The organism is Flavobacterium frigoris PS1 (genome assembly GCF_000252125.1).
Taxonomy (GTDB): domain Bacteria; phylum Bacteroidota; class Bacteroidia; order Flavobacteriales; family Flavobacteriaceae; genus Flavobacterium; species Flavobacterium frigoris_A.
The window spans coordinates 359496-371659 of record NZ_AHKF01000015.1 but is presented as its reverse complement, the minus strand read 5'-3'; the positions used below and the strand labels follow the sequence as shown (position 1 = coordinate 371659).

The following is a 12164-nucleotide window of genomic DNA, read 5'->3' as shown; positions in this document are numbered from 1 at the left end:
CAACTGAGCTACTTTCGCATTAACAGGGTGCAAAGATACATAATAAATCATCCTGCACAAGTTTTTTTAATAAAAAAAAGAAATAAAAATTAGAATGTCAAAAAACACTACTGTTTTAATCTTTTTTTAAGCTAAAATAAAAAAGCCGAAACATGAATGTTTCGGCTTTAAAGAGCGAAAGACGAGGCTCGAACTCGCGACAACCAGCTTGGAAGGCTGGAGCTCTACCAACTGAGCTACTTTCGCATTACTGAGTGCAAATATAGAGAATAAGTTAGCTTTGAAACAAGTTTTTTACCCTAAATTTTTACAGAAAAACGAGCTTTAATTCTAACCGTTTTAAAATTAAATTGTTACAGCGTAATTATTTTAGGTCAATCTTTAATTTATTACAAAAACAATAGCTTCTGTGATTGATTTATTCAAATAAGAGGCTCTTCAACTATAGTAGCTAAGCTGTACTTGTCGCTTTGAAGTCGATAATTTAGCGACAAACCGTTTTTTAGCCCTTAATGTTAACCCAAAATCTACTGCGACACATCCGGCACACAAAAAACAAACTTCTGTTTCAAAACAAAATCAATCACAAATACAAGCCATAACGGTTTTAGAAAACAGAAAGCGCCAAACAACTACTACTTTTCAATACTGTCTCGATAGTAAAAAACTACTCTTGACTACTGCAAAAAAGTCTTTAGTTAAAATCGCTTAATAACAATTTCAACTAAAGACTTTTATCTTGTAACTATTTTGAATAAATGAAGCCTGGAAAGCTTCCTGAAATGACTTATAATTTCTCTTTACTATTCAAAAATTAAGAAATTAATTTAGAAGCCCCTTTGTAGCTATCAGAAGGAAAATAAATAAACAAACAGGATTTATCCTTTATCGTTTGTATTATCTTATCTGTTAATTCTAAAGGAAGAGCAGGACAACCTAAACTTCTTCCCAGTCTTTTATTGTTTTGAATAAATGAATTTGAAACATACTCCGCGCCATGAATAACAACAGCTCTTTCTCTAGCGTTACTATTTATACCTTTTTCCAAGCCATCTAATTTTAGTGAATTTCCGTGTTTTCCACTGTAGATTTCTCCTGTTGCGTAAAATCCAAGGCTACTTTTAAAAGACTGAGGTGAATTTGAAAAACTAGTTGCAAATTCATTTCCTGTGTTTCTTCCATGAGCAACTAGAGAATTGTACAAAATTGTATTTGTAGTCAAGTCAATTACCCAAAGTCTCTTGGAATTCGATGACATACTAAAATCAATTAGTGTCAATATATTTTTACTAATTAAACCTTTTTCTTTTAAAATATAAAAACCCTTCAAAGCTTCTTTAAAACTTTCTAATTGGGGCAGGGCGAATTGATTTGAATTCAGACTATTATAAATGGCTTCCTCATTCGTTTCGGAACTAGTTTTTATTACTTTAGCAATTTCCTTCACATTTTTGGTCTCAGAAAAGAACAAATTACCAGGAGAGAACGAAAGAATTAATAACAATACAGCGGGGCAAAACTTGTATATCATTGATTTTTATTTGGTTAACAGTTACAAAAGTATTAAAAATTTACTTAATCCAATTACGCCATTGGATGTTTTAAGGTATTTTTAACCATTTCCCCTCCATATTTAGACCCATGAACATCTAACAATATTTTGATTTTATGTTAATTATGTTATTTTTGTATGACCCAAATCACAATAACCAATGAGATTTCAATGCTTTTTATTACCTTTTCTTGTTTTATTTAGTTTAACCAGCTATTGTCAGAAAAAAGTCCTTTTTGCAAAATCTACCACGAGTAACATTACTATCGACGGTAAAATAAATGAAGCAGCATGGACGGAAAACCCGGAAATAGCTTCTAATTTTATCATGTTTGAACCTGACAACGGCAAGCCTATCAGTGAAGATAAAAAAACCGAAATAAAGGTTTTATATGACAATGATGCTATTTACATTTCGGCCCTTTTATACGATAGTGAGCCCAATAAAATTCAAAAAGAAATTACTAACAGAGATGTTTTTGGGGTTTCCGATCATTTTTCAGTTTCTATTAATGGATTTAATGATGGACAACAAGATTATACGTTTTATGTAAGTGCCGCTGGCGGTCAAATGGACTGCGTGGCGACAAAGGACGGCGAAGACTATTCTTGGGATGCAATATGGGACAGTGAAGTTTCAATAACCGATTTCGGTTGGGTGGTAGAAATGAGAATCCCTTACGCCGCCCTACGCTTCTCTAACTCCCAGAAACAAACATGGGGACTAAACTTTATGAGAGAAGTAAAGCGAGATGTCCAAAAATACACTTGGAATCACGTTGACACAAAAATTGGCTCCGTCACTAACCAAGCGGGAATTCTTGAAGGAATAGAAAATATAAATACACCAACCCGTCTTTTCTTTATTCCTTACACCTCTTTTTATTATCAAAAAAACGAATTGGGCTCCGATAAAACTTTTAAAGCTGGTTTGGACATTAAATACGGAATTAATGATGCGTTTACATTAGACGCCATTTTAGTACCTGATTTTGGACAAACAAAATTTGATAATGCCATTTTAAATCTAGAACCTTTCGAACAAAAACTAGATGAGAACAGACCTTTTTTTACTGAAGGAACCAATTTATTTAATATAGGAAATCTATTTTATTCCAGGCGAATAGGTGGCTCACCTAGTTCTGTTCCTGAAACTGCAGCTAATGAAGAAATCACGAATTACCCAAGCACCGTTGATTTAATCAATGCAGTAAAAGTATCTGGACGAACAGAAGGAGGACTAGGAATTGGCTTCTTGAATGCCATCACCGAAAAAACCTACGCCACCATTAGAAACACCGACACGGATGAATATAGAAAAGAAGTTATAGAACCATTGACTAACTATAATGTATTGGTTTTTGACCAACGGTTTAATCAAAACTCATCGGTTTCATTTGTAAATACTAACACAACTCGTAATGGAGGCTTTAGAGACGCCAATGTTTCTGCCGCATTGTTTGACTTGAGTACCAAAGCAAATTCTTATAATTTGTATGGTGACCTAAAATACAGCACCGTTAATGACATTGAGAATTATGACGGTATCAAAACATCATTGAATTTCGCAAAAACAAGCGGGAAATACAGGTACTTCCTTTCCGGAAAATACATCTCTAAAAATTACGACATAAATGACCTTGGAATCATTTTTTACACCAATTACCATAGTGCTTTTGCTAACGGGAGCTACAGAATAGTTAACCCTACAAAATTCTTCAATACATTTAAAATTGAGCAAGAATTAAATTTAGAAGTACAAAACACAACCGGTAAAACCCAGGAAGGATGGTACAAAACTTCTATAAAGGCAACTACTTTAAAAAACAATTACGTTGAATTCCTTTTTCAATTAAACCCCTTGGATCGCTTTGATTTTTTCGAGCCTCGTGTAGACGGGCGGTTTGTATACATCCCAAAAAGCGCTACCGTTTATGCCGCATTTGTTACTAATCAAAACAAAGCTTTCACCTATGAAATTGAATCTGCAATAACTAAATTTGACGAAGATCAAAGAGTTACTTATCTGCTTAATGGGGGTGTAAAATATAGATTCAACGACAAGTTGTCTTTAGCCTATGATTTCCAATACACTAAAAAGCTAAATGACCGTGGATGGGTGGCGTTTGACAATACTGACATCATTTTTGGTAAAAGAGATAGAGAAATTCTGCAAAACAATATCACCGGTAAATATGCGATCAACACCAAGATGACTTTAAATCTTAGCGGACGATATTATTGGTCATACTCAGACAATGATACTTTTTTTACTTTACAGGACAATGGTTATCTTAATCCAAACAATGAGTATTCCCTAAATAAAAATAGAAATTTCAATTCTTGGAACTTCGACTTATCTTACTCTTGGTGGTTTGCTCCGGGAAGTGAACTTTCAGTATTATATCGTAATTACACTCAGATTGGGTCTAACAATGTGGAGAAAAACTTCCACGCTAACCTTAAAAACGTTTTTGACGCAGATATGACCAATATCTTTTCCGTTAGCTTTCGCTATTTTATTGACTATAACAGAGTGAAAAACAAATTTTAATAACTGCATCAACTTATCATAATATGATTGATTAAGTTTTTTGATCAATCATGTTTTTTCAACGAATAAAATATGCTTGGATTTTTTTTGTTAAAAAAAACTGTAACAAATTTATAAAAGCGTGGTCTATTTTTATATAAAATACCATTTCATCAATCATCACATCAATAAAAATCACATGAGAAAGTTACTTCTTATAGTTATTCTCTTTTTTTCTGTCCTTGGCTACAGCCAAAAGAAAGTCTTAAAAACAAACTTTACATCCAGTACTATTACCATTGATGGAAAACTTGAGGAGAGCATCTGGGAAACAACTCCTATCGCTGATAACTTTATCATGTTTCAACCTGACAATGGAAAGCCAATTACTGAAAACAAAAAAACCACCGTTAAAGTAGTTTATGACAATGATGCTGTTTATATAGCTGCGACTTTATATGACGACGAACCCAATAAAATACTAAAAGAGATTTCGAAAAGAGATGACTTTGGAACATCTGATTTATTTGGAGTTTTCATAAACGGATTTAATGACGGACAACAAGATTTTCAGTTTTATGTATGCGCATCAGATGGACAAGCTGATTGTATTACCACAGATGCAAATGGCGAAGACTATTCATGGGATGCTGTATGGAAAAGCAAGGCATTAATAACTGATTTTGGATGGGTTGTGGAAATGCGTATTCCATATGCTGCACTGCGATTCTCTGGAGAAAAAAAACAAACTTGGGGTCTGAATTTTTTTAGGGAAATAAGAAGAGATCGTCAAAAATTTACTTGGAATTATATTGATTCAAAAGTGGGGACATTCACACAACAATCTGGAGTCCTTGAGGGAATTGAAAATATCAAACCTCCTACTAGGTTATTCCTTTTACCCTATTCTTCCTTTTATGTAAATGCCAATTCTAAACAAAAAACCTACGGAACACTGAAAGGCGGTTTAGACATTAAATACGGCATTAACGATGCCTTTACTCTTGACGCTATTTTAATCCCCGATTTTGGACAAACAAAATACGATGACCAGATATTAAACCTAGGACCATTTGAACAGCAATTTAATGAAAATAGATCTTTTTTTACCGAAGGAACTGACCTTTTTAGCAAAGGAAATTTAGTATATTCTAGAAGAATAGGTGGCAGACCATCCGCTTACCCTACAACTGTAGATAATGAAGAAGTTATTGAAAACCCATCAAGCGTCAACTTAATAAATGCTTTGAAAGTTTCAGGAAGAACAAAAGGCGGTTTAGGAATAGGCGTGCTAAATGCAGTAACCGAAAAAACCTATGCAACTATTGAGAACACGGTGAATAAAGAAACCCGAAGAGAAGAAGTGGAACCTTTAACGAACTACAATATTCTTGTTCTGGATCAACGCTTTAGAAAAAATTCTTCCTTTTCTTTTATTAATACAAATGTCACTAGAAACGGAAAATTTCGTGATGCAAACGTATCAGCATTAGTTTGGGATTTAAATACTAAAAAAAACACTTACAACCTTTCCGGAAATTTCAAATACAGCTATATCAACGCCTTGGAAGATAAAAAAGGAGTTTATACCACATTAAATTTTGCAGAAACTAGTGGCAAGTACAGATACAGCTTTGGTGCAGACTTAGTCACTAAAGACTACGACAACAACGACTTAGGAATTAATTTTGAAACTAACTATTATAGTATCTACGGGAATGCAAACTACAGAATATTAAATCCCACTACGCTTTTTAATAGCTTTAAGTTAAACTACAATATGTATACCCAGTTTCACAAACAAACAGGGAAAATTCAAGGAAATAATATAAATATAAATGTAAACCTTGACACTAAAAAAAATCATTATGTAGGATTTGGTGTCAATATAAACCCCATTGAATCGTATGATTTCTATGAAGCAAGAACAGCCAATAGGTATGTAATCCTACCTCAAAAATATAATGCCTGGCTTTACATTTCCTCAAATTACAATAATAAATTCGCAATTGATTTTAACCCTTCCTATTCGATTTTTAACGAAACCGAAAGGAGTACCTATGAGTTCTTGTTAGGACCAAGATATCGTTTTAACGATAAGTTTTCCATGAACTATAATTTTTATTTCCAAAGAAGAAACAACAATAAGGGATTTGTAGACAGTATAGATGAAGACCTAAACAGCAGCACGCCAGAAACTATTGTGTTTGCTAGCAGGAACGTAATTACTTACTCCAACAGTATTTCAGGAAAATACTCCATTAGCAGCAAAATGAACTTCGATCTCGCCATACGCCAATATTGGTCTTATGCAGAGAATAAAAACTATTTGTCCTTAGAACAAAATGGACGACTAGCTGATTACACCAACTATAATACGAATAAAAACTCCAGTTTTAATTCTTGGAATTTTGACCTGTCCTACTCTTGGTGGTTTGCTCCAGGTAGCCAAGTCTCTGTTCTCTATAGAAACAATGCCGCAAATTTTGAAAATACTATTAACAAGAATTTTGAAAAGAACGTCACTGATTTATTGAATAATGACGCATTAAATCATGCTTTTTCGATAAGCGTAAAATATTTTATTGACTACAATAGCTTAAAAAGCAAATCCTAAGGTGCATTAATTTTAAAAAAAGACCACATACACCATAAAATTAATATTATTTTAATGCCTTCTCTCCCGAATGTATAATAGTAACTTTGTTGACTAAGAAGATTTTATAAATACTTTATCTTTGTTTAAAACATATTAAAATGAACAAGAAAGTTATACTAATGATTTTGGACGGCTGGGGAAAATCTCCAGACCCGAAAGTATCAGCAATTGACAATGCACATATTCCGTTTATAAATAGTCTTTATAAAAATTACCCAAGCGCACAACTTAGAACTGACGGTTTAAATGTGGGCTTGCCAGAAGGACAAATGGGTAATAGTGAAGTAGGACACATGAATTTAGGTGCTGGTAGAATTGTATACCAAGATTTAGCTAAGATAAATTTGGCCGTAGCCAATAAAACTTTAGCTAAAGAACAAGTGCTTAAAGACGCTTTTCAATATGCCAAAGACAATAACAAAAAAGTACACTTCTTAGGATTGGTTTCTGATGGTGGTGTTCACTCCCATACTTCCCATTTACGCGGATTAATTGATGCAACCCAAGAGTATGGATTAAAAGATGTTTTTGTTCATGCTTTTACAGATGGAAGAGACGTCGATCCTAAATCAGGAAAAAACTATATCCAGAATTTAGAAAACTACATTTCAAATACTACCGTTAAAGTCGCTTCTGTTATAGGGAGATATTACGCCATGGATCGTGATAAGCGCTGGGAAAGAGTGAAACTTGCCTACGATTTATTGGTAAACGGAAAAGGAACTCCTTCTAAAAATGCAGTTGCTACAATCGAAAATAGTTATAACGAAAATATAACTGACGAATTCATCAACCCAATAGTTATAGTGGATGATAACGAAAAACCAATTGCTACAATCGAAGATGAAGATGTTGTTATATTCTTTAATTTCAGAACGGATCGTGGAAGAGAATTGACTGAAGCACTTTCGCAACAAGACTTTCACGAACAAAACATGCACAAACTCAATTTGTATTATGTAACGTTGACCAACTATGATGAAACATACAAAAATGTAAAAGTGGTATACAATAAAGACAACATCGAAGAAACATTAGGTGAAGTTTTAGAAAAACACAACAAAACCCAAATCAGAATTGCCGAAACGGAAAAGTACCCTCATGTTACTTTTTTCTTTTCTGGTGGTAGAGAAATCCCTTTTAGAGGCGAAAAACGACTTTTAAAAAATTCTCCTAAAGTGGCCACTTATGACCTACAACCTGAAATGAGTGCGTTTGAACTTACAGATTCATTGATTCCTGAGCTTGAAAAGGGCGATGTTGATTTTGTATGCCTTAATTTTGCCAATGGTGATATGGTAGGTCATACAGGAATTATGGCTGCAGCTATAAAAGCATGCGAAGCTGTTGACAAATGTGTCGAAAAAGTAATCACAACGGCTGTAGCACATGACTATACCGTTCTTGTTATTGCTGACCATGGTAACTGCGAAACCATGATTAATCCTGACGGAAGTCCTAATACCGCACATACTACAAATCCGGTTCCTTTTATTCTGGTCGACAAAGATCTTAAAGAAGTTCACGACGGAGTTTTAGGTGATATTGCACCAACTATTCTAGAATTGATGGGCATTGAAAAACCGGCAGTCATGACACAACATTCCCTGTTATAAGAACAACGAAATATATTTTATTCAAAGGCTACTCCTCAAAAGAGTAGCCTTTTTTTATTTAAAGAAACTGCTCTACAGCATAAATCAAAAGCCCCACCAAACCACCTACTACAGTTCCGTTAATTCGAATATACTGCAAGTCCTTGCCTATTTCTAACTCAAGTTTATTTGAGATTTCTTTTTTATCCCAACTTTTAACTGAATTGGCAATTAAATCTCCAATGGCTTTTTTGTTCCGAATCAAAACTGCTAATAAATCTATTTTTACAAAATCATTAATTTTAGTAATCATTAGAGGATCGTCCTGAATGTTTTTTCCGAAGTTGCGAACCATAGTAGCCAAACTCAATTTTATTTTTGAGTCGCTACCCTTCTCTAAATCCGTTGTGACAGCAGTTTTTAATTTCTCCCAAATAGAACTTATGTAATCTTGCACTTCTTTTTTCTGAGTAAACTCGATTACTAAAGAATTCACCTTTTGTTGCATTTCAGCTGAGTTTTTCAATTCATCAATAAAATTTACGACATACAAATCAATGCGTTTTCGTATTAAGCTATCCGATTCTCTTGCTTGGTCGATAAATTCATAAAGTCCATTAAAAATACCATCAGCCAACTTTTTATCTGCGATTCCCATAGTGTACCAAGGTGTAGATCCCTTTACTTTTTCGCGAATAACTTCCTTATTATCTTGTAATTCTTCTGAAAAAATGATCAGCAAATTACTTATTAATTCCTCTTGTTTTTTGCTATTAGATAAAGATTCTAGTCCCATTGCAACCCATTCTCCAAAATTAATTTCATTCAGTTTAGCTTGAAATTGCGTTTGAATAAACTGTCGTACATCCTCATCATCCACTGTTTTAAGAATTCCTGGAATTAGATTTTCAACTACTAAACCTGCTATTTTAGTAGCATTATCTTCAGTAGAAAGCCATGTAGTAGCTTTGACAGCAAAATTAAATTCGTCAATTTTCACTTCTAATTTCTCTTTAATCAAAAACTCATCTGAAACAAAAGTACCTAAATTTTGACCAATAGCATCTTTATTTTGAGGTATTAATGCCGTGTGTGGAATAGGAATTCCTAACGGATGTCGGAATAAAGCGACTACCGCAAACCAATCAGCAATACCACCTACCATAGCTGCTTCACTAAAAGCCTTCAGCCAAGCTATTTTATAATAATGTCCCACAAAAAAACAAAGCACTGCAAAACCCAAAACAATCAATGCAATGCGCTTCATTTTAGCTAACTGACCTTCTTTGTCTAGAGCCGATTCATTTGTCACAGCCATGGTGTTTACTTTTTAAATTTATGCTAATTTACAGATTAGTTCCTATTAATCTATCAATACCAGAATTCTTCTAAAAGCATTAATTTTATTTTAAAAAAAACTTAAAACCATTGTATTTGATAGTATTGCTATTATATTTGCACTAAATAATATTAATTATGAGAGATTTAATATCAACTATTAAGATACAAGTAAACGAAAAGATCTATGTAAAAGATCCTGAGACCTCCACGTTAGGAAAAAAAATAATCAAAGAAAGTATTCTTTTAATCGATGATATTGGTTTTGATGATTTTACTTTTAAAAAGTTAGGAGTAAAAATTGGTTCTAATGAAAGCTCTATTTATCGCTACTTTGAAAATAAACACAAATTATTAGTCTATCTTTCTTCTTGGTATTGGAATTGGATGGAATACAAATTGTTTTTTGCTACAAACAACATCGAAGATTCTTTCGATAAGCTAAAAAAAGCGATCATCATTGTAACTGAAAAAATTGAAGATGACGAAGCTACAAAACACATCAACGAATCAGTTTTAAATAAAATAATCATCTCTGAATTCACAAAGACCCTTCACACCAAAGAAGTTGATGAAGAAAATAAAGAAGGCTTCTTTTTGATATACAAAAACGTAATCAATCGAATTGTTCATTTAATAATTGCTGTCAACCCTGACTACCCATTTGCAAAAAGCCTTGCCTCAAATATAATTGAAGGGGCGCTTCATCAGCATTTTTTAAGAGATCATTTAACTACGATTACCAATTGTAACGAAAACATTAGTCCAACTGATTTTTATATTAATCTTATTACAACTGTTTTAAAAAAATAAATAGGCAATGACTCCATTAAAAAGATTTTACAATTTATTAGCGTTAGACAAAAAAGACATTTCACAGCTATTCTTCTATGCCATATTTGCTGGATTAGTCAGTTTATCCCTTCCACTAGGCATACAAGCTATCATCAATTTCATACAATCAGGACGTGTAAGTGTCTCATGGATTGTTTTGATATTTCTTGTTGTAATGGGTGTTGCTCTTGTAGGAATTCTTTCCTTAATGCAACTGAGAATAACTGAGAATTTACAGCAGAAAATATTTGTTCGTTCCTCATTTGAATTTGCTGTTCGATTACCCAAAATTAAATTTGAAGAACTATACGACACTTATCCACCAGAGTTAGCCAACCGTTTTTTTGACACCTTGATTATTCAAAAAGGAACTTCAAAACTACTAATTGACTTTTCTGCAGCCTTACTGCAAATTGCTTTTGGAGTCATCCTTTTATCATTATACCATCCTTATTTCATTTTGTTTGGTATAATGTTAATTACCCTCTTATATTTTATCTTTAAACTATCCTATAAATCAGGTTTGGAAACTAGTTTAAAAGAATCAAAGTACAAGTACAAAGTTGCCAGCTGGCTGCAGGAAATGGCAAGAAATAACTTCAGTTTTAGAAACCAACTCAATTTTGATTATGGTCTTCAAAAAAACGACCACTTAGTGAGCGACTATCTGAATTACAGAGAAAAACATTTCAATGTCATAAAAAGACAATTTACCCAATTAATTATTTTTAAAGTAATTATAACCGCAAGTTTACTTTCAATTGGAGGGTTTTTAGTAGTTTCTCAACAAATGAATATTGGGCAGTTTGTCGCTGCCGAAATTATCATTTTATTAGTCATTAACTCTGTAGAGAAAATCATTCTCGGCCTAGAAACCTTTTATGATGTTCTAACTTCTGTAGAGAAAATTGGTCAGGTGACAGATTTGAGTTTAGAAGAAGAATATGAAAATGAAAGCAGCAATTATTGCTACTCCGATATCACCTTAGAAACAGATCAGATCCAATTCAAATTTCCGGATTCAAAAAACACCATTCTAAACGATATTTCGCTGAGAATTGATCAAGGAGAACGAGTTTTTATTACTGGCGAAAATAGTTCTGGTAAGACTACTCTCATTCGATTACTGTCAGGCTTACTAAAACCTACCTCTGGAAGTTTCTATATCAATGATAATACCTTCAAAAAAATAGATTTAAAACAATACCGCTCACAAATAGGAAGCATCATCTATGGCGAATCCCCTTTTGAGGGAACTTATCTTGACAACATTACATTTAACGATAAGAATATCAGCCAAGAAGATTTGAAATGGGCAATTGACGGGGTTCAATTAACCTCTTTTATCAAATCTTTACCAAAAAGCTTAGATACACTTCTGTTTCCTGAAGGAAGACAATTGTCCTCCTCGAATGCGCAAAAAATATTATTAGCAAGAAGTATTATTCATAAACCCAAAATCCTTTTTTACGAGGATCCAACAGACACGATGGATGAAAAAGTAGCTAATGCAATTATTGATTTCATTACCGCCAAAGAGCACAAATGGACGATTATTGTTTCTTCAAAAAACCCGTATTGGAAAACAAAATGCAACAGAGAAATTATCATGCAAAATGGACATATTCAACAAGACTCAAAAAACCTATAGGT

Annotated in this window: 7 protein-coding genes and 1 tRNA gene; 5 read left to right on the top strand and 3 right to left on the bottom strand. The window is 33.3% G+C overall.

Features of this window, described 5'->3' with window-relative positions; translation table 11 throughout:
- Window positions 1-173: 173 nt before the first annotated feature.
- Both HJ01_RS06940 and HJ01_RS06935 read right to left on the bottom strand, forming a co-directional pair.
- A tRNA-Gly gene (locus HJ01_RS06940) sits at window positions 174-246 on the bottom strand.
- A gap of 568 nt (window positions 247-814) precedes the next feature.
- On the bottom strand, window positions 815-1531 hold the full coding sequence (locus HJ01_RS06935) for a murein L,D-transpeptidase catalytic domain family protein (protein WP_007137632.1): 717 nt from the start codon (window positions 1529-1531) through the stop codon (window positions 815-817).
- 181 nt (window positions 1532-1712) lie between these two features.
- On the opposite strand from HJ01_RS06935, the gene HJ01_RS06930 reads away from it, so the two are divergent.
- The 3 genes from HJ01_RS06930 to gpmI all read left to right on the top strand — a co-directional run bounded on the left by HJ01_RS06930 (window position 1713) and on the right by gpmI (window position 8360).
- Window positions 1713-4106 (top strand): DUF5916 domain-containing protein, encoded by a 2394-nt coding sequence (locus tag HJ01_RS06930; RefSeq protein WP_007137631.1) that lies wholly within the window; start codon window positions 1713-1715, stop codon window positions 4104-4106.
- Window positions 4107-4284: 178 nt separating this feature from the next.
- Entirely contained in the window at window positions 4285-6702 is a 2418-nt protein-coding gene (locus HJ01_RS06925) for a DUF5916 domain-containing protein (RefSeq protein ID WP_007137630.1), read from the top strand.
- 140 nt (window positions 6703-6842) lie between these two features.
- A complete protein-coding gene (gene gpmI, locus HJ01_RS06920; RefSeq protein WP_007137629.1) occupies window positions 6843-8360 on the top strand; it encodes a 2,3-bisphosphoglycerate-independent phosphoglycerate mutase in 1518 nt (505 codons plus the stop codon).
- A gap of 58 nt (window positions 8361-8418) precedes the next feature.
- Here the strand turns inward: gpmI and HJ01_RS06915 are convergent, their stop codons facing one another.
- Window positions 8419-9657: a DUF445 domain-containing protein gene (locus HJ01_RS06915; protein WP_007137628.1), complete on the bottom strand. Its 1239-nt coding sequence runs from the start codon at window positions 9655-9657 to the stop codon at window positions 8419-8421.
- A 158-nt stretch (window positions 9658-9815) separates the two neighbouring features.
- Between HJ01_RS06915 and HJ01_RS06910 the strand changes: the two genes are divergently transcribed.
- Complete coding sequence (locus HJ01_RS06910) at window positions 9816-10490, top strand: TetR/AcrR family transcriptional regulator (RefSeq protein WP_007137627.1); 675 nt, start codon at window positions 9816-9818, stop codon at window positions 10488-10490.
- Between the two features lie 7 nt (window positions 10491-10497).
- Window positions 10498-12162 carry a peptidase domain-containing ABC transporter gene (locus HJ01_RS06905; RefSeq protein WP_007137626.1) on the top strand — a complete coding sequence of 555 codons (1665 nt, stop codon included), beginning with the start codon at window positions 10498-10500 and terminating at the stop codon, window positions 12160-12162.
- Window positions 12163-12164 lie beyond the last annotated feature (2 nt).